Raw genomic sequence first — 23,526 nt, forward strand, 5'->3', positions numbered from 1 at the left:
AGACCCCATCCCCTCCCCTAACCCCTCCCGCAAGCGGGAGGGGAACTGCATGATGGGCTTCGGGCTCTCGATCGAGCCGCAGCTCTGGGCGCTTTTGTTCGCGATGGTCCGCATCGGGGCGGCGTTCATCGCGGCGCCGGTGTTCAGCGCGGTCGCCGTGCCGCTGCCCGCGCGGATCGCGCTCACCGGGGCGATCGGGGTGCTGGTGATCAACACCACCCACATCACCCCGCCGGCCGAAATCTTCGCGCTCACCACGATGCTCGCGATCGCCGCCGAGGCTTTGGTCGGGCTCGCGCTCGGCTTCGTGCTCCAGATCGCCTTTGCCGCGCCGATGGTGGCGAGCGAAGTGATCGGCATGTCGATGGGGCTCGGCTTCGCCAATGCAGTCGACCCCAATAGTGGCCACTCGACTCCTGCGCTCGGCCAGTTCCTGTCGCTGCTGATGGCCTTGCTGTTCCTCGCGGTCGACGGCCATCTCGTCCTCGTCGACCTCGTCGTGCGCAGCTATACCGCGCTGCCGCCCGGCACCTGGATCGCGCCAGACCGGCTGCTCGGCATCGCCTTGTTAGGCGGCTATGTCTTCCTCGCCGGACTGCTGCTGGCGCTCCCGGTCGGCTTCCTTTTGTTGTGCCTCAACGTCGTCGTCGGCATGCTCAGCCGCGCCGCGCCCGCGCTCAACCTGTTCGCGGTCGGCCTCCCCGCCAGCCTGGCGGTGGGCGTCGTCGCGATCCTGCTCGCGCTGCCCGCGATGGGCGATTACCTGCTCGTCATCATCCGCGAGGCGCTCGACGCCGCGCCGCGCCTGGTGCTCGGCTGATGTCGGAGAGCTTCGGCGAGAAGACGGAAGCCCCAACGGCCAAGCGCAAGCGCAAGGCGGTAGAACAGGGCCAACTCCTCAAGTCGCGCGATTTCGGCACTGCGCTGGTGATCCTCACCGGCTGCGTGTGGATGGCGTTCCTCGGCCCGTCGCTGATCCAGGCGTGCAAGCAGGTGATGATCGCCTGCCTCTCGTTCGGCCGCGGCGATGTCGAGCAGTTCGAGCCGCTGCGCCCGCTCGCCTCCGCCGGATGGAAGCTCGCGCCGTCGCTGGGCGGGCTGTTCGCGCTCAGCGTCATCGCCGCGATCCTCAGCCAGGCGGGGCTCGGCGGGCTCGGCTGGAACAGCAAGTTGTTTGCGCCCAAGGCGTCGCGGATAAACCCCGGCGCCGGGCTCAAGCGCATCCTCGGCCCGGCCGGGCTGATCGAGCTGGGCAAGGCGCTGCTCAAGGTGCTGCTGCTCGGCGTGATGGGCGCCTGGATGCTGCGCGCGATCACCACGCGGTCGCTCGGCCAGGTCGCCACCGACCTGCCCGGCGCGGTCGGTGCGCTCGGCGGCCAGTTCCTTACCCTGATGTTCGTGATGGCGGCGGGGCTGCTGGTCATCGCCGGGGTCGACCTGCCGATCCAGATGCTCCGCCATTTCCGCCAGCTCCGCATGACCAAGCAGGAGGTCAAGGAGGAGCATAAGGAGAGCGAAGGCTCGCCCGAACTCAAGGCGCAGCAGCGTCAACGCCAGCGCGAGATCCTCAAGGGCGGCTATCGCAAGACCGTCGCCACCGCGCATGTCGTGCTCACCAACCCGACGCATTTCGCCGTTGCCCTGCGCTACGACCAGGGCAAGGACCAGGTGCCGGTGGTGGTTGCGAAAGGCCGGGGACAGACCGCGCTGGCGATCCGCGAGCTCGCCGGCGAATTCGAAGTGCCGGTCCTCGAATATCCGCAGCTCGCCCGCGCGGTCTATTACACGAGCCGCGAAGGGCAGGAGGTCCGCGACGACCTCTATCTCGCCATCGCCACCGTCCTCGCCTTCGTGTTCGGGATCAACGCGCGCGCCGGCGCCGCGCAACCGCCGGTCACCGTCCCGCCCGGCGCCCTGTTCGACGAGAACGGCCAGCAAATCGCAACGCCGGCCTAAAGCCCGCCGGCATGCTGCCGTTGATGGGGAGAGGGGGAAGCAATGGCCATTGAATCGATCGCAAAGACCTTGGGAACCGGCTCGGGCGTCGACGTCACTGCCTTGGTCACCGGGCTGGTCGAGGCGAGCTTTGCCAACAAGAACGCCGCGCTCGCCGCGAAGAGCGACACGCTCGCTGCGCAGATCTCCAAGGTCGGCGAGCTCAAGAGCACGATCAGCGATCTCGCCTCGGCACTCGCCGCGCTCACCGCCGGCGGCACGCTCAGCACCCAGCCGACCAGCTCGAAGAGCGACGTGGTCACCGCGACCCGTCTCGCCGGTGCCGATCTCACCGGGCTCAATGCCTCGGTCGAAGTCCGCCAGCTCGCCCAGGCACAGGTCGCCAGCACCAATCCCTTCACCGGCGGCGGCGCGACCGTGGTCGGCACCGGCACGCTCACGCTCACCTTCGGCACCGCGACCGTCTCGGGCACGGCAATGACCAGTTTCACCGCCGGCGCCGCCGCGCCGATCGCGATTACGATCGATTCGGCGCACAACACGCTCGCTGGCGTTGTCGACGCGATCAACGCCGCGAACGCCGGCGTCACGGCCTCGATCATGACCGACGCCAGCGGCGCGCGGCTGGTGGTCAAGGGTGCGACCGGCGCGTCGCAGGCGTTCCAGCTGAAGGGCAGCAGCCAGCTCACCGAGCTCGACATCGGCCGAAACGAGACCGGATCGCAGATCAACACCGCCGCGCAGAACGCCGTGGTCGCGCTCGACGGGGTCCAGACCAGCTTCGCCACCAACAGCGTCTATGGGCTGATCGACGGCGTCCGCCTCGATCTGGTCGGCACCGCGATCGGCACCAAGGTCAACATCGGCGCCAAGGCCCCCACCACCGAGCTAAAGCAATCGGTCGCCAATTTCGTCGAGACCTATAACGAGGTCTACAAGATGGTGAAGGCGGCGACCAACGCGGTCGACGGTCCGCTGCGCGGCGATCCCGCTGCCAAGGACCTGCTCCGCCAGCTCAAGGGCATGACGCTGGCCAAGCTCGTGCCCGATGCGGCGGCCAATACGCCCGCTTCGCTTGCCGATATCGGCGTGGCGACCCAGCGCGACGGTACGCTGAGTGTCGACGCCACCCGACTGGCGAGTGTGCTCACCAACTTCCCCGGCGATGTCGAAGCGATCTTTGCGCAGGGCGCCGGCCTGTCCAAGGCCCTGTCGGACATCGCCACCAAGGCGACCAACAAGGATACCGGCCTCGGCGTGAGCCAGGCCAATTACGAAAAGGCGCAGAACCGGGTTGCCGATGAGAAGGAAGACGTGCTCGCCGCGACGGAGAAGATGCGCAATCGCATGACGCAGCAATTCGCCGCGATGGATGCGAAGGTGGCCGCGTACAAATCGACGCAGAGCTTCCTCGAACAGCAGATCAAGGCGTGGAACAGCGGAAATTGACGTCATGACGCGCTACGCCACCCAGCTTGCCAACCCCGCCGCGACCTATCGCCAGGTCGATCTCGCCGGGCGCACCACCGGCGCCGATCCGCACCGCCTGGTCGGCCTGCTATACGAAGAGGGCGTCGCCGCGCTGCGCGCTGCCGGCTGCGCCGCCGAAACGCGTCAGTTCGCGATCAAGAGCGACCGTGTCGCGCGCGCCACTGCGATCCTGTTCGCGCTCGAGGCCGGGCTCGATTTCGAGCAGGGCGGGGAGGTTTCGCGCACGCTGGCGACCTTCTATCACGGCTTGCGGCAAGAGGTACTGCAGGCGAGCCTCGACACCGACCCGGCGCCGTTCCGCGCCGCCGCGGCGAGCCTTGAAGAGATTGCCGGCGCCTGGGCTAACGTGCGCACGGCGTAGCGCGGGGTCAGTCGAGCGGCTTCACCGCGATGTCGCGAAACTCGACCGCGTGCCCCTCGCTCTGCAGCGCGATATAGCCACGGCGCAAAGCCAGCTTGCCGCCCGCGGCGGCGATCAGCGGTTGCGCGTCCTTGTCTTCGGGATCGAGTTCGGGCGCGGCATAATGGTGCACCGGCTTGCCGTCGACGAAATGAGTGATCGCGCCGCTCGGCAGCACTTCGAGTTCGACCTTGGTCCAGCGATCCATCGGGATCAAGGGGCCCGAGCCAGGGATGCAATGCCGAAGATCGCGCTTGCCCTCGAACACCACGGTCGTTCCCGGCGTGCAGAGATTGGCGGTCGGCTCGCGCGTCGGGCGCGGCACCGCGAGCAGCTGGAACTCGAGGCTGACTGGGAATTGCTGGTCGCGCGCCATCGTCGCAGGCGCCTGCGCATGGAACATCAGGCCGGAATTGGCCACCTGCCAGCTCTGCACGTCGGGCAGCGGCGCGCCGGTCATCCGATATTCGAAGCGGATGCGATAGGCCCCGAACGGCGCCTTCCAGAAGAGATGGCCGAACGCGCCGGCGAACTTGTTGCCATATTTCGCATAGGACACGCGGATTGCACCGTTCCGCACGCTGAAGGTGCCCAGGGGGTCCTCGCCGAGCGCACGGCCAGTGATCTTCGGCGTCCAACCGTCAAGCGTCTTGCCATCGAAGAGGCGCTGCCATTCAGGAGCAGGCGCGGCGCCGAGCAGCAGCGTCAGCGCGGGGATCAGCAACAGTCTCATGCCTCGAACGTCTCCCATCCTGCCGTTTCGACCGCCTTAAAGGTCCAACTTCTCATAGTCCGCCGGCGGCGCGATTCCCTCCATTCGCTCGGACAGCAAGGGCCGGAAGCTGGGCCGGCTCTTCATGCCGATATACCAGCGCTTGGCCTGGTCGTGGCTCTTCCAGTCGATCCCGCCGAGATAGTCGGCGACCGAAATCTGCGCCGCCGCCGCCAGGTCGGCGAGGCTCATCGTCGGGCCGGCCAGCCAGGTGCGATGGTCGAGCAGGTAATCGATGTAATCGAGATGCGCGACCGCGGCCTTCATCGCCTCGCGCAGCGCCTTGGCGTCGGGCGCGAGCTTGTGCACGACACGCTTGATCATCCGCTCGTGGAGCAAAGGCGCGGTGATGTCGCCGTAGAAATGATGGTCGAACCAGATCACCAGCCGGCGGATCTCGGCGCGGTCGGTGGCGGTGCCGTTGATCATCGCGTTCTTGCTGACGGTCTCCTCGAAGAACTCGCAGATCACCGCCGAATCGATCAGGGTCACCCCGCGATCGGTATCGACCATCACCGGCACCTGGCCGGTGGGATTCAGATCGAGGAACTCGTCGCGGCGCAGCCACGGCGATTCGCGCACCGGCTCATAGCCGATCGCCTTCTCGCCGAGCAGCAGGCGCACCTTGCGCGAGAAGGGACAAAGCGGGAATTGAAGGAGCTGCCACATGCAGCCCGTATCTACTGGAGACGCGCGGCGCGTCCAGCCGATGCGTCAATTATCGTCGCTATAGGCCTTGGCCATGCTCGCCAGCGGCGCGAGCGCGTCGCGGAGCCGGTCGGCTGTGCGTGCCAATTCGCCCGACATCGCCAGCGTATCGTTGGCGACCGCGCCGACGGTGCCGACCGCGCGGCGGGTCTGGTCGTGGAGCTTGGCTTCGAACTGCGGGTCGCGGCGGCGCTCGACGTCGCGGAGCGTGTCATCGGGGCGAATATCGCCGTCGCTGTACCGTGCCAGCGGCCCGACCTTGGTGTCGAGCACGATTCCGGCGAGCGCGCTCATCGCGAGCGCCACGCCTTCCTGCACCATCGGGTCGTTCAGACGGCGCACGCTCTCGACCTGCGCGCGCGTTTGCGCGGCAGCGGGCAGGACGATCGCGCAGAGCGCGGTAGTGGCGAGGAGCAGACGCATGACATTCTCCCGAGTCGTCAGGAACGCCATATATATCATTCTCAACAGCTTAGCCTAGGCTGAACGGCACGAATGCTCCCACCCCGGCGAAGGCCGGGGCCCAGTTGCGATGTCAGTCGAGAGAGCAGTCCAGCTTTACCCAATTGCTCGATACTGGGCCCCGGCCTTCGCCGGGGTGGGGATGAACGAGCAGGCTCACTCCGCCGCGACAGCCTCCACGGTGTCGTCGAGCGGGTGGGGCAGGCGAGTGAGCATTTCCTTCGGCACAACCTGCCAGAAATGCCCGACCGCGCGGTCCCAGTCCTCGAGGATACCCTGCGACCATTTGCTGTCCGTCGCCTCGGCATGCGCCTCGACCAGTCCGCGCAGCTTGGCTTCCCAATGCGCTGAGGACAGCCGCTGCCAGACGATGCTCTCGGGATTGGCGCGCGCCTCGAAGCTGGCGTCGGCGTCGTAAATGAACGCCATGCCGCCGGTCATGCCGGCGCCGAAGTTCATGCCCACCGTACCGAGCACCACCGCGGTGCCGCCGGTCATATACTCGCAGCCGTTCGCGCCGCAGCCCTCGACCACCACTTCGGCGCCCGAATTGCGCACTGCGAAGCGCTCGCCCGCCTGGCCCGCCGCGAACAACCGGCCCGAGGTCGCGCCGTAGAGCACGGTGTTGCCGATGATCGTGTTGTCCTGGCTCGCGAGCGGCGAGCTGACCATCGGGCGGACGACGATGACGCCGCCTGAAAGCCCCTTGCCGACATAGTCGTTGGCATCGCCGAACACTTCGAGCGTGATGCCCTTGCACAGGAACGCCCCGAGCGACTGCCCCGCCGAGCCGCGCAGACGGACCTGGACGTGGTTGTCGGCGAGCGTCGACATGCCGAACTTGCGCGTCACTTCAGACGACAGCCGCGTCCCCACCGCGCGGTGCGTGTTGCGCACGCTGTAGGTCAGCTGCATCTTCTCGCCGCGCGAGAACACTGCCGCCGCGTCGCGGATCATCTGCGCGTCGAGGCTGTCGGGAACCTCGTTGCGGAAGGTGTTGAGGCTGAAGCGCCGGTTGGCGTCGTCGGCATCGACCTTGGCGAGGATCGGATTCAAGTCGAGATCGTCGAGATGCTCGGCGCCGCGGCTGACCTGGCGGAGCAATTCGGTGCGGCCGATGATCTCGTCGAGGCTCGAGAAACCGAGCTTGGCGAGGATTTCGCGGACCTCCTCGGCGATGAAGGTCATCAGATTGATCACCTTCTCGGGCGTGCCGACGAACTTGGCGCGCAGCCGCTCGTCCTGGGTGCAAACGCCGACCGGGCAAGTGTTCGAATGGCACTGGCGCACCATGATGCAGCCCATCGCGACGAGGCTGAGCGTGCCGATGCCGAATTCCTCGGCGCCGAGGATCGCGGCGATGACGATGTCACGCCCGGTCTTGAGCCCCCCATCGGTGCGCAGGGTCACCCGGCCGCGCAGCCCGTTGAGCGTCAGCGTCTGGTTGACTTCGGTCAGCCCCATCTCCCACGGCGTGCCGGCGTACTTCACTGAAGTCTGCGGGCTCGCGCCGGTACCGCCGACATGGCCGGCGACGAGGATCACGTCGGCATGCGCCTTGGCGACGCCCGCCGCGACTGTGCCGATCCCCGCCGAGCTCACGAGCTTGACGCAGACCCGGGCGCGCGGGTTGATCATCTTGAGGTCGTAGATGAGCTGGGCCAGGTCCTCGATCGAATAGATGTCGTGATGCGGCGGCGGGCTGATCAAGGTCACGCCCGGAGTCGCATGGCGCAACTTCGCGATGAACTCGGTGACCTTGAAGCCGGGCAGCTGGCCGCCCTCGCCGGGCTTGGCGCCCTGCGCGACCTTGATCTCGATCTCGTCGCAGGCGTTCAGATATTCCGCCGTCACGCCGAAGCGCCCCGAGGCGATCTGCTTGATCACCGAATTGGCGTTGTCGCCATTCTCGTACGGCGTGTAGCGCTGCTTGTCCTCGCCGCCCTCGCCCGACACCGCCTTGGCGCCGATCCGGTTCATCGCGATCGCCAGCGTCTCGTGCGCCTCGGGGCTGAGCGCGCCCAAGGACATGCCCGGGGTGACGAAGCGCTTGCGGATCTCGGTGATCGCCTCGACCTGATCGATCGCGATGCCCTCGTTGGGGAAATTGAACTCGAGCAGGTCGCGCAGATAGACCGGCGGCATGTCGCGCACGCCGCGCGAGAATTGCAGATACGAGGAATAGCTGTCGGTCGAGACCGCGGTCTGCAGCAGGTGCATCAACTGCGCCGAATAGGCATGCGTCTCGCCGCCGTGCCGCTGGCGATAGAAGCCGCCGATCGGCAGCGCCGCCACCGCGCGGTCGAACGCCGCTTCGTGGCGCATCATCGCGTTCAAGTGGAGCGAGGCATAACCTTCGCCCGAGATCTTGGCCGGCATCCCCGGGAACAGGTCGTTGACTAGCGCCCGGCTCAGCCCGACCGCCTCGAAATTATACCCGCCGCGATACGACGAGATCACCGCGATCCCCATCTTCGACAGGATCTTGAGCAGGCCCTCGTCGATCGCCTTGCGGTGCCGCTTGAGGCAATCCTTAAGGCTAAGCTCGCCGAACAGCCCGCGCGCCTGACGGTCGGCGATCGAGGCTTCGGCGAGATAGGCGTTCACCGTCGTCGCGCCGACGCCGATCAGCACTGCATAATAATGCGTGTCGAGGCATTCGGCGGTGCGGACGTTGACGCTCGCATAAGAGCGCAGCCCGCGCCGGACGAGGTGCGTGTGCACCGCCGCGGCGGCGAGCACCCCGGCGATCGCGACCTTGTCGGGTCCGATATGCTCGTCGGTGAGGAACAATTCGGTGCAGCCGGCGCGCACCGCCTGCTCCGCCTCGTAGCGGATCCGCGCGATCGCGGCGCGCAGCCCCTCGGGTCCACCCTTGGCTTCGAACGTGCAGTCGATCTCGGCGCACTGGCCGCCGAAATGCGCGCGCAGCCGCTGCCAGTCGGCATTGGTCAGCACCGGGCTCTCGAGCACGAGCACCGGGCTCTTGCTCCCCTCGACGTCGAGGATGTTGGCGAGGTTGCCGAACCGCGTCTTGAGCGTCATCACCTGGCGCTCGCGCAGGGAGTCGATCGGCGGGTTGGTCACCTGGCTGAAATTCTGGCGGAAGAACTGGCTGATCAGCCGCGGCTTGTCCGAGATGACGGCCAATGGCGTATCGTCGCCCATCGACCCGATCGCTTCCTTCGCGGTCTCGACCATCGGGCTGAGGATCAGCTCCATGTCCTCGAGTGTCTGCCCCGCCGCGACCTGGCGCCGGGTCAGTTCGGCACGGTCGTAATAGGCGCCGGTCTCGGCCGCGGGCAGGTCGTCGAGCGTGACGAACTCGCCGATCATCGCGGCATAATTTGCCTCGCCGGCGATGCGATCCTTGATCGCCAAATCGTCGAACAGCACGCCGTTCTCGAGATCGACCGCGATCATCTGCCCCGGGCCCATCCGCCCCTTGGCGACCACCGAGCTCTCGGCGATCTGGACCATGCCGGTCTCGGAGCCGACGATCAGCAGCCCGTCGCTGGTCTGGGTATAGCGCAACGGCCTGAGCGCGTTGCGGTCGACGCCGGCCACCGCCCAGCGGCCGTCGGTCATCGCCAGCGCAGCGGGTCCGTCCCACGGCTCCATCACCGAGGCGAGATATTTGTACATCGACAGATGACTGGCCGGCGTGTTCTCGTCCCACGCCTCGGGCACGAGCATCAGCTTGGCGGTCGGCGCGTCGCGGCCCGAGCGGCAGATCGCCTCGAACACCGCGTCGAGCGCGGCGGTGTCCGACGCGCCCGCCGGGATCACCGGCTTGATGTCCTCGCTCTGCTCGCCGAAGGCGAGGCTCGCCATCTTGATCTCGTGGCTGAGCATCCAGTTCTTGTTGCCGCGGATCGTGTTGATCTCGCCATTATGCGCCAGGCAGCGGAACGGCTGCGCCAGCCACCATTGCGGGAAGGTGTTGGTCGAATAACGTTGGTGGAAGATCGCCACGCGGCTGGTGAAGCGCTCGTCCTTGAGGTCGGGATAGAATTCGCTGAGCGATTCGGCGAGGAACAGCCCCTTGTAGATGATGGAGCGCGTCGACAGCGAACAGACGTAGAAGCCGTTGATCTGCGCGGCGATGACTCGCTTCTCGATCCGCCGGCGAATCAGATACAGGTTCTTCTCGAACTCGGCGGCGTCGACTGCGTCGGGCTCGGGGCCCGCGATCATGATCTGCTCGATCTCGGGGCGCGTCGCCTGCGCCTTCATCCCGATCACCGAGACGTCGACCGGCACCTGGCGCCAGCCATAGATGGTGTAGCCCGCCTCGATGATCTCCGATTCGACGATCGTCCGGCACGCTTCCTGCGCGCCCAGATCGGTGCGTGGCAGGAAGATCATGCCGACGGCAAGGCGATTGGGCAGCACGCGGTGCCCGCCCGCGGCGATCGCGTCGTCGAAGAAGCGCACCGGCAGGTCGACATGGATACCGGCGCCGTCGCCGGTCTTGCCGTCGGCATCGACCGCGCCGCGATGCCACACCGCCTTGAGCGCATCGATCGCCGACTGGACGACGCGGCGCGACGGCTGCCCGTCGGTCGCCGCGACCATGCCGACGCCGCAGGCATCGCCTTCGAATTCGGGACGGTACATGCCCTCGCGGGCGAGGCGGGTGCGTTCGGTCTCGTTCATCACTTTTCCTCGGCCTCAGGCTCGGGTTCGTTCGGCTTGGGCGGCGGCGGCAAATGTGCCGTCTCCTTCTCGACGCGCTCCATGATCGCCGGCATCGCGCGCATCATCTCGGGTGCGGATGCAGTCATTTCCTGCATCATCTCGGGATCCATGAAGGTCAGCAGATAGTCCTTCGCGAATGCCGCGCCCGAGGGCGTCGCGAAGAAGGCGTCCAGATCGCCGAGCTGCTGGAGCGTGAAGCGGCGCGCGAACGACTTGCCGAGCGCGACGCGGACGCGCGGCTCGAGTCGATCCATCAGCTTGCCCATCTCCTCGCTCATCACGCGGGTCATGATCTTCATGCGCTCGCGAAAGGCGGGATCCTTCTCGGCGGCGATCTGCGCGATCGTCTTGCCGCTTTTGTCCTTCTCGCCGATGTCGGCGGCGGTCATCCCGCTCATCCGCGCGACCATCGCGTCCATCATCTGCGGGAACGAATCGCGCATCATCCGCAAATAAGTGCCCTGCGGGACCAGCTTGGCGACGACTTTGTCGGCGAGGGCCAGCCGCGCAGGGTCCGGTGCCGCCTGCGCGACCGATGATGCTGCCGCAGGCGCCGCTTGCGCCGGCGCGGCGAGCATCAGCGCCAGGGCGGGGGCGAACGGGCTCATTGCGGGTTCCTCGGACGGGTCGGTGCGATCGGAGGCGGCGGTGCCAGCGAAGTCGCGCGCGGAAGATGCTTCGTGGCGTCGAAAAAGCGATCGCCTAGCGTCCGCTCGACCGTGCTCGGCGCCATGCTCTGCTGGAAGCGCAGTCCGACCGCCGGAGAAATCTTGCTCGGGTCGGCAAGCGTGGCGAAGAGCTTGACGATCCGCTGGCCTCCGGGAGTCTTTGCCGCTGCCGAAGCTGCGGCGATCGCGTCCGGCGTCATCTGGTCGTCGATGATATAAGCCATTAGCCGCGCACGGGCCTCGCGCCGGGCGGTAAGGACCGCAGGCGCCGCTTCGCGCGCCATTCGGTCCGCCGTCGCGCGGCACTCGGGATTGCGAGGCTCGCAGCCGACGCCGCGCCAGGCGAGCTGCGTCGATAGCAGTCGCTGCGCAATGTCGGTGGCCACTGCATCGGCATCGTCCGCGGGCCCGCGCAGCCAAGCGAGGCCCGCGGGCCCGATCTGGCGCGCGAGCGTCAAGGCGACGGCCGATGGCGGTGCTTCCGTCGCCTGTGCGCCCGACACGTCCTGCGCCCGGCCTGCTGCGCAGGCGACCATCGCTGCCGCAAATGCAAGCGCAGGCATCAGGCGCTTCACGCCGCGACCTTCTCGCCGGCTTTGGCCCGCGTCTTCATCCACGCATGCATGTGCGCCGCCACGTCGCGGCCGTCGCGGATCGCCCAGACCACCAGGCTCGCGCCACGGACGATGTCGCCCGCCGCGAACACGCCGTCGAGGCTGGTCATCATCGACTTGCCGTCGGTGCGCAGCGTGCCCCAGCGCGTGACCCCCAGGCCCTCGGCGCCGAACAATTTGGGCAGGTCCTCGGCCTCAAAGCCCAATGCCTTGATCACCAGATCGGCCGGCAGCTGGAACGCGCCGCCGGGATCGACTTCGGGCGCGCGCCGGCCCGTAGCGTCGGGCGCGCCGAGCCGCATCTTCGATGCGCGCACTCCGGTCACCGTGCCGCCGCCTTCGCCTTCGCTGTCGAACGCCTCGGGGCCGGAGAGCCAGACGAAGTCGACCCCCTCTTCCTCGGCATTGGCGACTTCGCGCTGCGATCCCGGCATGTTGGCGCGGTCGCGGCGATAGAGGCACTTCACCGACGCCGCGCCCTGGCGGATCGCGGTGCGCACGCAGTCCATCGCAGTGTCGCCGCCGCCGATCACCACGACGTTCTTGCCGTCGGCATTGAGGCTGCCGTCGTCGAACGCGGGCACGGTGTCGCCGAAGCTCTTGCGGTTCGACGCGGTCAGATAATCGAGCGCCTCGACCACGCCCGCGGCGCCGACGCCCGGTGCCTTGATCCCGCGCGCCTTGTACACGCCGGTGGCGATCAGGATCGTGTCGTGCTTCGCGCGCAGTTCGTCGAGGCGCGCGTCGCGGCCGATCTCGAAGCTAGTGTGGAAGACGATGCCGGCCTCCTCCAGCCGGGCGACGCGCCGCATCACCACTTGCTTCTCGAGCTTGAAGCCGGGGATGCCATAGGTCAGCAGCCCGCCGGCGCGGTCGTGCCGGTCATAGACATGGACGTCATAGCCCATCTCGCGCAGATATTCGGCCGCGCTGAGCCCCGCCGGCCCCGCGCCGATCACGCCGACCGACTGGCCGCGGTCCGGGCCGACGCGCACCGGCTCGACCCAGCCTTCGTCCCACGCCTTGTCAGTGATGAACTTCTCGACCGAACCGATCGTCACTGCGCCATGGCCCGAGAATTCGATCACGCAATTGCCTTCGCACAGCCGGTCCTGCGGGCAGATCCGGCCGCAAATCTCGGGCATGGTCGAGGTTGCGTTGGAGAGCTCGTACGCCTCGCGCAGTCGGCCCTCGGCGGTGAGCCGCAGCCAGTCGGGGATATGGTTGTGCAGCGGGCAATGCACCGAGCAATAGGGCACGCCGCATTGCGAGCAGCGCCCGGCCTGCGCCTCGGCATCGGGCACGGCATAACGGTCCGCAATCTCGCGAAAATCCTCCGCGCGGAGTTCGGCCTCGCGCTTGGCCGGGTACTTCTGCCCGCGCGCGACGAATTTGAGCATTGGTTCTTCAGCCATGCCAGCCCCGTAATCCAAGGGCTTGCGCAATAAAAGGCAGCTTTGCTTACCTACTTGTCAATTCGGGCTCCGAAAATAGGCCTGGCGCAATAAAATTATAACCAAATAAGGCCGAAACGGACTTATCGGAGATTTAGCCAGACTAAGGCAGCAGCCCCGGCAAAGATTCGATACCAGGCGAAAGGCGCAAACCCGTGCTTTGTCACGATGGCGAGGAACGCCTTCACCACGGCCAGCGCGACGACGAACGACACGACAAAACCCACTGCAATCAGCCCCAGTCCATCCGCGGTGATCGCGTCCCGATGCTTGTAGAGCTGGAGCGCGGTGGCGCCGGTCAGGGTCGGCAGTGCGAGGAAGAAGCTGAAATCGGCGGCGGTGCGGCGATCGACCCCCAGCGCCATCGCCCCCATGATCGTCGCGCCCGAGCGGCTGACGCCCGGGATCATCGCGATGCACTGGACCAGGCCGATCTTGACCGATTGCGCCGTCGACACTCCCGAAATGCCGAGCACATTCTCGGTCTTGGCGAGCCGCTCGATGATCAGGATTGCGACCCCGCCGGCGATCAGTGCCCAGGCGACGACGACCGCATTCTCGAGCAGCGTGTCGATCTGGTCGCCAAAGGCGAGGCCCAGGATCACCGCGGGGAAGAAGGCGATCAGCAGGTTGCGCACGAACGCGACGGCGCCGGGTTCCCATTTGAGCAGCCCTTGGAACACCGCGAGAAAGGTCCGCCAATAGAGCACGACGATCGCCAGGATCGCGCCGGGCTGGATCGCGATGTTGAACACCGCCCATTGCGCGGCGTCATAGCCCATAAGCTCGCTCGCCAGAATCAGATGCCCGGTCGACGAGACGGGAAGGAATTCGGTCACGCCCTCGACGATGCCGAGCAGGATCGCGACGAGATATTCGGTCATTAGCGGGAAGGCCTCTCGGTCAGGCAGTCGCCGGCGCGGGGCCGGCGCGCCGGGTCATGCTGGTCGCGTCAGGCCGTGGCGCCGCCGAACCGGCCATGGCGCCGGAAGCGCACCAACCAGGTGGGCGCCACGGTGGCGAGCGGTGTGGGGGCGATCCCGAACTGCGCGAAGCCCTCGGCACCGGCCGAGACGACATTGTCCTGCTGGAGCATCCGCCATTGGTCACCGGTGATCGGCGCGCCGGGGAGCATGCCGAACATCGCGACGAGGCTGCCGATCGCGTCGGGCAGTTCGGCGAAGTGCGCGTCGCGGCCGACGGCGCCGGCGATCCAGCGATAGAGCGCGCGCATCGTCAGCACGTCGGGGCCGCCGAGCTCATAGGTGCGGCTGCCATGGCGCGCGGGATCCGCCAGCGCTTTGACTGCGGCGGCGGCGACGTCGGTGACATAGGCAGGCTGGAAGCGGGCCTCGGCGCGCAGCACCGGCACCAAAGGCGCGGCGGCGATCATCGCGGCGAAGCGGTTCACGAAAGCGTCCTCGCGGCCGAACAGCACGGCGGGGCGCAGGATCGTCGCATCGGGGAAGGCGTCGCGCACCGCGGCCTCTCCCTGCGCCTTGGAGCGGCCATAAGCGGCCGGCGAATCGGCATCGGCGCCGAGGGCGGAGAGGTGGACGAGCGCCGCCGCGCCGCTTTGCCGTGCCGCCTTGGCAACGTTGCGCGCCCCGTCGACATGGATCTTCTGCATCGCGCTGCCGAAGGTGCCGGCTAGGTTGACCACCAGGTCCGATCCCTCGATCGCGCGGGCGACCGAATCGCTACGGGTCACGTCGGCCGCGACGAACTGGGTCTGGCCCAGGCCGCCCTGGGTCTTGAGGAACCACGCGTCGCGCGGCCGTTTCTGCGCGATTCGCACGCGGGCGCCGGCGCGATACAGCTCCTGCGCTACATAGCGCCCGACAAATCCCCCGCCGCCAATCAGCGTTACCAGCCTGTCTTTCATGCCTGCCTCTTGCGCCTAGTGCGAGCCGCACCCCATGCCGCGTGACCACGCAAACGGCAAGCGGCGCGGGCGATGGAGTGGGCTTTGCACGCGATATGGATCGGATGTCGACGCGCTGTTGACAGCCGAGCGACCCTTCAATAGAGCGCGCCGCCTACCCCGTGCCCAGATGGCGGAATTGGTAGACGCACCAGCTTCAGGTGCTGGCGCTCGCAAGGGCGTGGAGGTTCGAGTCCTCTTCTGGGCACCATTTTCCCGGTCCATTGACGTCCATCAGCGTCGCGTAAGTGGCTGGGTTAAAAGCCTTTTTCCAAATATCTTTCCGACGAGATTTGGGCGGGTCCGCCGACATACCAACGCTTTTGTTGGTCTATTTCGGCCCGGGATCCACCCGTTTTCGGACGGAGATACCAACATGGCTCTTACCGCACTCGCGATCAGGAACGCCCAGCCCCGGGCCAAGGCCTACAAGCTCGGCGACGGTCGATCCCTCTACCTCTTGGTGATGCCCAACGGCGCCAAATACTGGCGCCTGAGCTACCGATTCCTTGGCAAGCAACGGGCGCTCGCCCTCGGCGTCTGGCCGGAAGTCAGTCTCGCCGAGGCGCGCGACAAGCGCGATTCCGCGCGAAAGATGGTGGCCGACGGCGTCGATCCCTTTGTCGAAAAGCAGCGTAGGAAGCTCCGCGCTCAGATCGACGAGAACATCACCTTCAAGGGCGTCGCCGAGGAGTGGTTCGTCAAGATCACCCGCGAGGAGCGGGCCGAGGTGACGCTCAGCAAGGTGCGCTGGCTGCTGGAGAAGGTCTATCCGTTTCTCGGCCATCTCCCGCTCCACGAGATCGAGGTGCAGGAAGTGCTGGCTGTGCTGCGCAAGATCGAGGCTACCGGCCGCTATGAGAGCGCGCGACGGATGCGCAGCGTCATCAGCCGTGTGTTTCGCTACGGCATCGCCACGGGGCGAGCGAAGGTTGATGTCGCCCGCGACCTACGCGGTGCGATCATCGTTCCCAAGACCAAGCACTTCGCCGCGATCACGCGGCCGAAGGAAGTGGGTAAGCTCCTTCGCGACATCGACGATTGCCCTGGGTACGCGATCACCAAGCTCGCGCTGCGGATGACGCCGCACGTCTTCGTGCGCCCCGGGGAGTTGCGCCGGGCCGAATGGAGCGAGTTCGACCTGGAGCGCGCGGTGTGGTCGATCCCTGCGGAGAAGATGAAGATGCGCTGGCCGCATCAGGTGCCGCTGTCGCGGCAGGTGCTCGACCTGCTCGACGAGATACGTCCGCTGACCGGCCACAGCCCCTATGTCTTCCCGGCCTCTCATACCTGGAAGCGCCCCATGTCGGAGAACACCGTCACCTTCGCACTCCGGCGGATGGGTTACAGCGGCAGCGAGATGACTGCGCATGGCTTCCGGGCGATGGCGGCGACGCTGCTCAACGAGATGGGACTGTGGAACCCCGACGCGATCGAACGGCAGCTCGCCCACATGGAGAATAACGGCGTGCGACGCGCCTATGCGCGCGGCCAGTATTGGGAGGAGCGCGTGCGCATGATGCAGCATTGGTCAGACTATCTCGACCAGCTTCGGGGTGGCGACGACAACGGTACATTTGCCGATGACAGCAAAGTGGTCACGGTCGATTTTGGCGGTCGATCAAGGCGATCATCGCGATGAGCAAAGAGACGTCGCCGTCGGTGCGAGCCGGCGGTGGCTTTGCGCCTCAATTCTTATCGTTGGACCATCCGCCCAGAATCCCCAAAAGCTGCCCTTTGATTGTCACACAGGAAAAGCGTCTGCAGCGTGTTAGGCAGCTTCGTCCAAAAATCGGAGGCCGCAAGGAGCGCAGCAAATGGCCCCGCCGAACCTTCGATGATCTTTACGCCGGCTGGGATGGTAAGGGTGCGCTCGGCGAATCTACCGAACAGGGAGCGAGTATCGATGACTTCTGATCAGCAGTATTGCGAGAGCATCCGCCGTGAGACCTCGCTGTTCGCGAACTGGCCACCCGACGCGCCGCGGAAGATTGGTGACTTCGGCCGGGTGCAGGGCGCGATGTTCCAGTTCATGGGTTCGCTCGATCCGGAGGAGATCGAGGCGCTCGGTAGCCGGGAGAGCGCCTCGCGCTCGAACTACGACATCATGATCAAGTCGAGCCGCACGATGGGCGCTGGCGTTTCCGCCGGGGCGAAGGTGGCGAAGGTGGCGAAGGGCAAGGCCGTCCTCCAGCTCAAGTTCGACTCCGCCGAGGGCGTCGTGTTCGCGGCCCCGTCGGTCCGGATCACGGAGATCGCCAGCCTCGAGGTGCTCGGCCGCGCGCTCAGGGAGCGGATGGACGAGGGAAACTGGGACCCGGCCTACGCGGTCGTGGTGCAGATCAGTGTTGCCGACAGGGCGACGGTTATCCTGTCGAGCCAGTCGGGGGCGAGCATGGACTTCGAGGTCGATGCCGACGCGCCGGTCAACGCCCAGCTCGTGGCCGACCTCAACGTCGGCGCGTCGCAACTGAGTTCGCAGGGCGTCGGCATCAACATCGTCGGGCAGGGGCCGATCACGCCGCTCTTCAAGCTGGCGTTTCTTCAGCGCCGGATCCTCGGCGGCTCGAAGATCGCCTATCGCAATGCCATCGCGCCCGGTGCGCAGGACGTTGACGTCCACGATGTCGACGAGGAGCACGTCCTCGTCGTCGTCTAGCTGGTTCAGGCCGATAGTGCGACTCGGAGCGTGCGTGCCACGTCGTCGTCGATCTCGTAAATCTTGAGCTTGCCCCGGGCCGGGACCGGCTCGGGCAGGCGTTCGGCTCGCTCGATCACCCAGGCGAACGACCCGGGGATGTAGGGCCCGGGATCGCAGTGCTGGTTGCGCCACCGTTCCCAGCGACCCGCATCGAGCGGTGCCACGTCCGTCAGGTCGAAGCGTCCCACGAACGCGCCCCTCGGCAGGTCCGATAGGCCGAACAGTCGGTCGAGTTCCGGATCCTCGGCCTTGCCGGTATGTAGCCACAGCGGCCCGCGATAGTCGGTGATCCAGGTGCGCAGTTCGAGCGTCTTGCGCCCCGCGAGGATCAGCTCGGCCCACGGCTGGCGTATGCTGAGGGCGAGATCCGTTCCGCTCATCTTCCGCCTCGGCCTCCGTTGCCCGTCGTCTTGATCCCGAACGTTTCGCAGAACTCCTCCGCGAACCGTCTCAGCAGGCTCGCGACGAGGGCTGTCGACGGGCCCCTGTCCTCGTCGATCAGGGCGCGCGCCTCCGGGGCGAGCTGCTCGATCATCGTCGCGTCGTCTGGTTCGGAAAGGGCGATGTCCACCAGTTCCAGATAGGCGCGGAAGCTCGTGCCGACGAGCGGATCATCGGCGTATTGGGGCTTACGGAGGTCGAATGCATATCCTTTCCAGCCGGCCCCCGCATCAGGTGCCAGTTCGGCGGGGCGCGCGGTCAGTCGCACGATGCACGGCGTGCAGACGCCGCAGGGCTGCCCGTTCTCCTTCTTGTGCCCGCGCACCGCGGGCTGGAAGAGATACCAGCAGGTCTCGGTCTGACGGTGCAGCTCGTCCGACTTGGCCTGGCCGACGGCTCCGGTCAGCTTTTCTCCGACCTGGCGCTTCGTCATGTCGAGGAACGGGTTCTCGATCGAGAAATCGATTCCGAACACCGCCCGTAGCAGGTCCGTCATCCGCCGATGCGTCTCGGGGTGGGCGTGGCGGGTGGGAATGAAGTTGCCGGACTGCGGGACCGCGGTCGCGAGCACGCCATTCTCGTATTGGAGGATGCGCAGTGCGCCGTAGGTGTGCGCGGTAATAGCGCCGAGCGTGAGGAACATAAAGGAGCGGATGAAGTTCATTCCCTCACGTCCGCGCTGCCCCGTCAGGCGCCACTGCGTTGGCGGGCCGTGGCCGAGTTCGTCGGCGAGGCGGGCCTGCAGTGCCGACTGGCCGTGGTAGAAGGACACGAGCGCGATGCGATCCCGCGCATGGGCGTCCGACCCCGCCCCGCAGAGGCTGTCCATGCCGCCTGAGAACAGCGTGACCTGGTCGACCTCCCGCTCGTCGATTGCCGGGGCCTTGAAGTCCACCGCATCGGGCCGGTCGACGAACGTGAATGTCCAGCGCGCCCGGTTGAGGAAGCCGAGTGTGGCGGCGAGGGGCGCCCCGCCCGTCGTCCTCCAGAACTCCGCGTCGCGGACGGGCGCCTCGATCTCCCACGCCACGGCTGGGTCGGTCGTTCGGCGCCGGATCTGCGACTCCACGCGGTAGATCGCGCCGGCGATGTCCAGGAGGTCGCGGGCGCGGGGCGACAGGGCATGCGGCCCCATTGCGCCCTTGACCGTCCACACGGGCCGTTCCGCCTCCATCTCGAACTTCGCGGAGCGGAGCGGGAGGTGCTGCCGAACGCCACGAACGGTGCAGGTGAGCGCGCTCATGGGTTCACCTTCTTGCGCAGCCGCTTGACGGTCCAGTCTACCTCGCCGCCCATGACCCGGATGAGGTGCGGATAGCTAACCTGGTTGACGTCGCGCCAGGCGGTGTGCCGGAACTTCGCGGCGAAGGCGTCGACGATCGTGTCGGCCTGCGAACTCGCATAGTCGTCGAGGAGCGCCCGGGCCTCCTTCCCGAGGTTCTTCCCCTCGAGGCGGATGTTCTCCGCGAGGAACGACCCCAGGAAGTGATTGGCGGTGCGGGCAAAGACCTGTTCGTCCGCCGCGGCGATCACCTGGGACGCGTCGCCGCGGTTGCGGACCGCGAAGTCGTCGCCCACGGCGCGCAACAGGAAGTCGAGCACTGCGGCCTTGAGGGGAGCCTGAAGCGACGGAGTCACGGCCGCATCGTCCGTAAGGGCAGTCGCGAGCCTGGGCAGGCAGCCCGGTCCCGGATCGACGCCATACTTGGCTTGGACGGTATCCCAGCTCTTGTCCGCGACGAGCGCGACGTGGAGGTTGAACAGCGCCTCGTAGGCGCTCGCGACGCCGGGATCTCTGAAGAGGAACGAGAGATAGTCGGGTGACAGCCGCGAGTAGATCTTCGTGATCGCGGCGAACGCGTTCGCCCGACCCGGATCGGTCGACGTGAGAGCACCGCCCCGTAGAGTGACCGACCCCGATCCGCCGCCGCCACCGCCGAAGCCACCCCCTCCTCCTCCGCCGCCTCCACCACCGCCACCGCCGGCGCCGGACCCCGAGTTACCCATTGGCCGTGACCTCCCATGCCTCGTTCGCGCTCTCGACGCGTTTCTCCGCCTTCCACTCCTCGACCCAGTCGTGTGCGGCCGCCAGCTTCGCCCATGCTTCCTCGTCGGCCCCGGTGATCTCCAGCCCCGCGGCGGTCGCCGCAGTGCGGTCCCGATCCGACTTGTGCTGAAATCCGGGGTTCTCGTCGAGGAGCTCGCGCGCCTCCACCAGCGCGAACTGCGCGGCGCGTTTCACGCCGTTCTCGAGCAGTCTTCGCGCGGACCGTAGGTAGCCGTCGATCATAACCCGAGCTGCCCAGGCGTGCCGACGGAAGGGAGCCAGCGCCTGCGCGCGTGCGGCCCAGTCACCGTCGTTGTAGCTTTTGGGCGGCTGGGCGGCGACGGTCCGCCAGAAGAGCCGCGCCTCGACGATCGCGACCTGCATGAGGTTGCCCGTCGCGAGTCCGACCGACCTCGCGCGCTCGAACGCGCGGGTTGCCCCCGCCTCGTCGCCGGTGCGGATGGCTAGGCGCCCGGCTAGATACTCGATCTCCGGCGCGACGGGATGACCGGTGTGCGGAGGCAGCCGGTCGCGCGCCTTCGCGATGACGTCCGCCGCAGCGGCGAAGTGCTTGTCGGCGTCAGATTGCTCGCCGATGGCCATCTCCGCCTCGGCGAGGTTCCGGAGCGTGATCGCCTGGTCGAGGCCGCTGTCGGCGATGGTCTCCCAGCTCCGCGCGATTTCCTCGTAGAGCGGGGCGGCCGCGGCGGCTCCTTCCCCGAAGAACTGGACGAGTCGGGCTTGGTCGTGCTCGATCCGGAGGCGCTCCCGCTCCGCCCGCTCGTCATCCCCGTCGGCGAGGGAGGCGACCGCTTCCTTGAGGTGCGCTGTCGCGCGGCCGATCGACCCCGCTTGCCCAGAGGACTTCTCGACTTCCGCCATCAGGCTCATCTTGGTTGCGCGGTCGACTGGATCGAGTTCGTCGTCGTGCGCGTCCTCGAGGATGTCGCGCGCCTCGTCCGGCGCCCCGGTGGATATGCGGGCCCAACCCGCCGCGATCTTCCAGGTCTCGTCGATCGTCCTGAAGTCCGTCCGGTCGAACACGTCGAGCAGCGCGCCGGGTCGGCGTTCGGCACGATACAGGCCCATGAGTTCCTGCGCGGCGACGGAGCGGACGGCGAGGTCTCCCGACTCCAACGCATGGCGGAAGCGCGCCCGGCGGAGCGGCTCGCTGGCCGAGTTGGCGATCCTGGCCCTGGCGGCGGGACCGTCCAATGCGCTGAAGGCCAGCCGGTGCGCGGCGGCGAGCTCGTCCTTGCCGACCTTCGCGAGCGTCTCCGCGGCGCGCGACAGCGGCATCACGCAGCCCGCGCGCGTCTCGATGACGTAACCGAGCTCCCGCAGCTTGGCGAACTGGCCGGCGTCGAGCGCCATGAGGTCCTGCGCGACGGCCGGGAGGGCGAGCACGGCCAGCGCCGCGGCCATCGGCAGGTCGTGTGGCGCCACGCCGTCCACTGCATTCGCGACCTGCAACGTATCGGGCCTCCAGCCGTCTTCGGCAGCAGCGGCCGGGAACGACCCGGCCAGCACCACTGCGCGCGCGGGTGCATTCTTTAGCAGCGGCAACAGCCAGTCGTCCTGCTCCGGCGGCTCGATCAGCGCCAGCGTGAAATTGTCCTGTCCGCACAGCAGCGGCCAGCCCGCCTCGGGATCGGTCCGCAGCGTCTCCAGCATCCCCCTGAACGCGCGGCTCGGGTCGTCGAAGCCGTCCGTCACCCGCATCGCCCGCTCAGCCCAGTCGCGAAGCACGTTGCGCGCCGACCCGTTGGCGAAGTCCAGCACGAGGACTGTCCGCACACCGGTCTGCTGCAGCTCCATGACTCTGCCCAACCATGCGGCGCGAACTTGGAACGAGCCCGGCTGCCGTTCGATCACCCAGGTTCTAAGTTGCTCCGACCATAGTCCGGCTTGGGCGCGCCCTGCGTCGTCGAGTTCTCCGGGCGCCTCGCTTGGCGCGAGGAGACGCCGGGCCAGCTGCTGCCGCTGCGCGTCATCGGCGGCAGCTGACCAATTGGTCTGGCCTACCGGGAGCGCGGTGCACCAGACCACCGGACATGCCCAGTCATTCCTCGTGCCTGTGTCGACCTGCTCGTCCATGAGCTTGGCTCTGCCGCGCGCGACCGCGTGGTCGAGCGGGCGCCCCGCGACGACGCCGGCCAGGATCGCTGCGGCGAGATCGATAGCCACGTCGTCGGCGAGCGGGGCAAGCGTCGCCAGCATGCCGGCGACGCCAACGTCGGCGAGCGCCGCGATGAATGGAGGTGCGGCGCCGGGTGCTGCATAGCGTTCGCCGGCGGCCGTCCTACACGCCCAGAGGACGACGTAAAGCGGCACCGAATGGTTCGTCTCCGACGACTCCCTGATCGCCGCGGCGAGATCGGCGGGGGTCAGCCACGAGCCGTCGGCCATGAGGAAACCCGGCGGGGCGTTGGTGGCGTGTCCGCTCAGCCAGAGCAGGGAGGGCTTCGTGGCAATCAGCTCAGCGACGAGGTCCGCCTTGCCGACCTGGCGCGAAGCTATTGGCGGGACGCGGGATCGCGTCGCTTCGTCCAGGCTATCGCGCGCGTCGAGCAGCCCCTGGAGTTCGGCGGCGAGGTCGAGGCGGTCGAGGCCTTCGCCCGTTTCGCTTCCCTGGAGCACCATGACGCGCAGCGGGACGTCCATGTCCTGGGGAGACTGCACCGGCGGACCCTTCTCGATACGGACGATTGAGACGGAGCTCCATCGCGGTTGCTCGAGTGCCGCGATCGTGGCTTCCCAAGGGCGTTCCCAATGATCCGCAGGGGTCGACATCGCGAAGCGCCGAATGCCCGGCGCCGTCCCGCCGCAGGCGCTCGCCCACCATTGCAGGTAGTCCGGCCGCTGCCCGAATGCGCGATAGGCCTTCTCGGCGCTCGGCGTAAGGGTGTCCGGGAGCGCTGTCCAAGTCGCGGAATCGACCTTAACGATGTTTATGGCATTGCCGCGCCGAGCATCCCAGCCCGTATCCTCCCGCCAGGTTAATATGGTGGCATCGTCATCCATCGCCACTTGTTAGACGCTTTCGAGGGCTGTGTCCGCTTTCGCGCCGCAGCCCCCGAACGCCACGAAGAGTAGCTATGAGCGCGTGGCGAACGTCAGCTCTGTCACTTTTCGCGCCAAAGCCAGACAATCCGCTTCGGGCCCGTTTCAGACGTCCGCGCAAGTG

The 23,526-nt window shown here is 67.2% G+C and carries 20 protein-coding genes and 1 tRNA gene; 8 read left to right on the forward strand and 13 right to left on the reverse strand.

The genetic code is table 11. The features are described 5' to 3' along the window. Positions 1 to 49 precede the first annotated feature (49 nt). The 4 genes from fliR to AC3WJI_RS04225 are packed head-to-tail and all read left to right on the forward strand — an operon-like array spanning position 50 to position 3,808. On the forward strand, positions 50 to 820 hold the full coding sequence (fliR, locus tag AC3WJI_RS04210) for a flagellar biosynthetic protein FliR (protein ID WP_492755996.1): 771 nt from the start codon (positions 50 to 52) through the stop codon (positions 818 to 820). Beyond that, complete coding sequence (flhB, locus tag AC3WJI_RS04215; RefSeq protein WP_492755997.1) at positions 820 to 1,956, forward strand: flagellar type III secretion system protein FlhB; 1,137 nt, start codon at positions 820 to 822, stop codon at positions 1,954 to 1,956. Before fliR ends, flhB begins: the two co-directional genes overlap by 1 nt. A 42-nt stretch (positions 1,957 to 1,998) precedes the next feature. Then, positions 1,999 to 3,405, forward strand: coding sequence for a flagellar filament capping protein FliD (fliD, locus tag AC3WJI_RS04220; protein ID WP_492755998.1), 1,407 nt, complete (start codon positions 1,999 to 2,001; stop codon positions 3,403 to 3,405). Between the two features lie 4 nt (positions 3,406 to 3,409). Beyond that, the gene (locus AC3WJI_RS04225; protein WP_492755999.1) at positions 3,410 to 3,808 is read left to right on the forward strand and encodes a flagellar export chaperone FliS; all 399 of its coding nucleotides are present in this window, start codon (positions 3,410 to 3,412) and stop codon (positions 3,806 to 3,808) included. Between the two features lie 7 nt (positions 3,809 to 3,815). On the opposite strand, the gene AC3WJI_RS04230 is transcribed toward AC3WJI_RS04225, so the two are convergent. The 9 genes from AC3WJI_RS04230 to AC3WJI_RS04270 form a co-directional block, all read right to left on the reverse strand. Beyond that, positions 3,816 to 4,580, reverse strand: a complete 765-nt coding sequence (locus AC3WJI_RS04230; RefSeq protein WP_492756000.1) for a 3-keto-disaccharide hydrolase — start codon at positions 4,578 to 4,580, stop codon at positions 3,816 to 3,818. A 36-nt stretch (positions 4,581 to 4,616) separates the two neighbouring features. Then, the gene (locus AC3WJI_RS04235; RefSeq protein ID WP_492756001.1) at positions 4,617 to 5,288 is read right to left on the reverse strand and encodes a glutathione S-transferase family protein; all 672 of its coding nucleotides are present in this window, start codon (positions 5,286 to 5,288) and stop codon (positions 4,617 to 4,619) included. 45 nt (positions 5,289 to 5,333) lie between these two features. Then, on the reverse strand, positions 5,334 to 5,750 hold the full coding sequence (locus tag AC3WJI_RS04240) for a hypothetical protein (protein WP_492756002.1): 417 nt from the start codon (positions 5,748 to 5,750) through the stop codon (positions 5,334 to 5,336). A 195-nt stretch (positions 5,751 to 5,945) separates the two neighbouring features. After that, the gene (gene gltB / locus AC3WJI_RS04245; RefSeq protein WP_492756003.1) at positions 5,946 to 10,448 is read right to left on the reverse strand and encodes a glutamate synthase large subunit; all 4,503 of its coding nucleotides are present in this window, start codon (positions 10,446 to 10,448) and stop codon (positions 5,946 to 5,948) included. Further along, entirely contained in the window at positions 10,448 to 11,098 is a 651-nt protein-coding gene (locus AC3WJI_RS04250; RefSeq protein ID WP_492756004.1) for a DUF2059 domain-containing protein, read from the reverse strand. The genes gltB and AC3WJI_RS04250 overlap by 1 nt, the downstream gene beginning before the upstream one ends. Then, positions 11,095 to 11,721 carry a hypothetical protein gene (locus AC3WJI_RS04255; protein ID WP_492756005.1) on the reverse strand — a complete coding sequence of 209 codons (627 nt, stop codon included), beginning with the start codon at positions 11,719 to 11,721 and terminating at the stop codon, positions 11,095 to 11,097. Before AC3WJI_RS04255 ends, AC3WJI_RS04250 begins: the two co-directional genes overlap by 4 nt. A gap of 8 nt (positions 11,722 to 11,729) precedes the next feature. Beyond that, on the reverse strand, positions 11,730 to 13,187 hold the full coding sequence (locus AC3WJI_RS04260) for an NAD(P)-dependent oxidoreductase (protein WP_492756006.1): 1,458 nt from the start codon (positions 13,185 to 13,187) through the stop codon (positions 11,730 to 11,732). A 122-nt stretch (positions 13,188 to 13,309) separates the two neighbouring features. After that, positions 13,310 to 14,110 carry an undecaprenyl-diphosphate phosphatase gene (locus tag AC3WJI_RS04265; RefSeq protein ID WP_492756007.1) on the reverse strand — a complete coding sequence of 267 codons (801 nt, stop codon included), beginning with the start codon at positions 14,108 to 14,110 and terminating at the stop codon, positions 13,310 to 13,312. 68 nt (positions 14,111 to 14,178) lie between these two features. After that, positions 14,179 to 15,111 carry a complex I NDUFA9 subunit family protein gene (locus tag AC3WJI_RS04270; protein WP_492756008.1) on the reverse strand — a complete coding sequence of 311 codons (933 nt, stop codon included), beginning with the start codon at positions 15,109 to 15,111 and terminating at the stop codon, positions 14,179 to 14,181. A 163-nt stretch (positions 15,112 to 15,274) separates the two neighbouring features. Between AC3WJI_RS04270 and AC3WJI_RS04275 the strand changes: the two genes are divergently transcribed. From AC3WJI_RS04275 to AC3WJI_RS04290, 4 genes are all read left to right on the forward strand, one after another. Then, positions 15,275 to 15,361: transfer RNA gene (locus AC3WJI_RS04275), tRNA-Leu, on the forward strand. Then, complete coding sequence (locus AC3WJI_RS04280; RefSeq protein ID WP_492756009.1) at positions 15,332 to 16,792, forward strand: tyrosine-type recombinase/integrase; 1,461 nt, start codon at positions 15,332 to 15,334, stop codon at positions 16,790 to 16,792. Before AC3WJI_RS04275 ends, AC3WJI_RS04280 begins: the two co-directional genes overlap by 30 nt. Then, positions 16,789 to 17,067: a hypothetical protein gene (locus AC3WJI_RS04285; protein ID WP_492756010.1), complete on the forward strand. Its 279-nt coding sequence runs from the start codon at positions 16,789 to 16,791 to the stop codon at positions 17,065 to 17,067. The genes AC3WJI_RS04280 and AC3WJI_RS04285 overlap by 4 nt, the downstream gene beginning before the upstream one ends. Beyond that, positions 17,057 to 17,809: a hypothetical protein gene (locus AC3WJI_RS04290; protein WP_492756011.1), complete on the forward strand. Its 753-nt coding sequence runs from the start codon at positions 17,057 to 17,059 to the stop codon at positions 17,807 to 17,809. Before AC3WJI_RS04285 ends, AC3WJI_RS04290 begins: the two co-directional genes overlap by 11 nt. A 5-nt stretch (positions 17,810 to 17,814) precedes the next feature. On the opposite strand, the gene AC3WJI_RS04295 is transcribed toward AC3WJI_RS04290, so the two are convergent. From AC3WJI_RS04295 to AC3WJI_RS04310, 4 genes are read right to left on the reverse strand one after another with little or no spacing between them, the layout of a single operon-like run. Continuing rightward, complete coding sequence (locus tag AC3WJI_RS04295) at positions 17,815 to 18,231, reverse strand: ASCH domain-containing protein (RefSeq protein ID WP_492756012.1); 417 nt, start codon at positions 18,229 to 18,231, stop codon at positions 17,815 to 17,817. Next, positions 18,228 to 19,535: a hypothetical protein gene (locus AC3WJI_RS04300; protein WP_492756013.1), complete on the reverse strand. Its 1,308-nt coding sequence runs from the start codon at positions 19,533 to 19,535 to the stop codon at positions 18,228 to 18,230. The genes AC3WJI_RS04295 and AC3WJI_RS04300 overlap by 4 nt, the downstream gene beginning before the upstream one ends. Further along, a complete protein-coding gene (locus AC3WJI_RS04305; RefSeq protein ID WP_492756014.1) occupies positions 19,532 to 20,299 on the reverse strand; it encodes a hypothetical protein in 768 nt (255 codons plus the stop codon). The genes AC3WJI_RS04300 and AC3WJI_RS04305 overlap by 4 nt, the downstream gene beginning before the upstream one ends. Further along, on the reverse strand, positions 20,292 to 23,363 hold the full coding sequence (locus AC3WJI_RS04310; RefSeq protein WP_492756015.1) for a CHAT domain-containing protein: 3,072 nt from the start codon (positions 23,361 to 23,363) through the stop codon (positions 20,292 to 20,294). The genes AC3WJI_RS04305 and AC3WJI_RS04310 overlap by 8 nt, the downstream gene beginning before the upstream one ends. Positions 23,364 to 23,526 lie beyond the last annotated feature (163 nt).

This window comes from Sphingomonas sp. FW306-1B-B10E (assembly GCF_058782005.1).

Coding starts and splice junctions, on each gene's coding strand:
- fliR (WP_492755996.1), top strand. CDS start 50: ATGATGGGCTTCGGGCTCTCGATCGAGCCGCAGCTCTGGGCGCTTTTG.
- flhB (WP_492755997.1), top strand. CDS start 820: ATGTCGGAGAGCTTCGGCGAGAAGACGGAAGCCCCAACGGCCAAGCGC.
- fliD (WP_492755998.1), top strand. CDS start 1,999: ATGGCCATTGAATCGATCGCAAAGACCTTGGGAACCGGCTCGGGCGTC.
- AC3WJI_RS04225 (WP_492755999.1), top strand. CDS start 3,410: ATGACGCGCTACGCCACCCAGCTTGCCAACCCCGCCGCGACCTATCGC.
- AC3WJI_RS04230 (WP_492756000.1), bottom strand. CDS start 4,580: ATGAGACTGTTGCTGATCCCCGCGCTGACGCTGCTGCTCGGCGCCGCG.
- AC3WJI_RS04235 (WP_492756001.1), bottom strand. CDS start 5,288: ATGTGGCAGCTCCTTCAATTCCCGCTTTGTCCCTTCTCGCGCAAGGTG.
- AC3WJI_RS04240 (WP_492756002.1), bottom strand. CDS start 5,750: ATGCGTCTGCTCCTCGCCACTACCGCGCTCTGCGCGATCGTCCTGCCC.
- gltB (WP_492756003.1), bottom strand. CDS start 10,448: ATGAACGAGACCGAACGCACCCGCCTCGCCCGCGAGGGCATGTACCGT.
- AC3WJI_RS04250 (WP_492756004.1), bottom strand. CDS start 11,098: ATGAGCCCGTTCGCCCCCGCCCTGGCGCTGATGCTCGCCGCGCCGGCG.
- AC3WJI_RS04255 (WP_492756005.1), bottom strand. CDS start 11,721: ATGCCTGCGCTTGCATTTGCGGCAGCGATGGTCGCCTGCGCAGCAGGC.
- AC3WJI_RS04260 (WP_492756006.1), bottom strand. CDS start 13,187: ATGGCTGAAGAACCAATGCTCAAATTCGTCGCGCGCGGGCAGAAGTAC.
- AC3WJI_RS04265 (WP_492756007.1), bottom strand. CDS start 14,110: ATGACCGAATATCTCGTCGCGATCCTGCTCGGCATCGTCGAGGGCGTG.
- AC3WJI_RS04270 (WP_492756008.1), bottom strand. CDS start 15,111: ATGAAAGACAGGCTGGTAACGCTGATTGGCGGCGGGGGATTTGTCGGG.
- AC3WJI_RS04285 (WP_492756010.1), top strand. CDS start 16,789: ATGAGCAAAGAGACGTCGCCGTCGGTGCGAGCCGGCGGTGGCTTTGCG.
- AC3WJI_RS04290 (WP_492756011.1), top strand. CDS start 17,057: ATGACTTCTGATCAGCAGTATTGCGAGAGCATCCGCCGTGAGACCTCG.
- AC3WJI_RS04295 (WP_492756012.1), bottom strand. CDS start 18,231: ATGAGCGGAACGGATCTCGCCCTCAGCATACGCCAGCCGTGGGCCGAG.
- AC3WJI_RS04300 (WP_492756013.1), bottom strand. CDS start 19,535: ATGAGCGCGCTCACCTGCACCGTTCGTGGCGTTCGGCAGCACCTCCCG.
- AC3WJI_RS04305 (WP_492756014.1), bottom strand. CDS start 20,299: ATGGGTAACTCGGGGTCCGGCGCCGGCGGTGGCGGTGGTGGAGGCGGC.
- AC3WJI_RS04310 (WP_492756015.1), bottom strand. CDS start 23,363: ATGGATGACGATGCCACCATATTAACCTGGCGGGAGGATACGGGCTGG.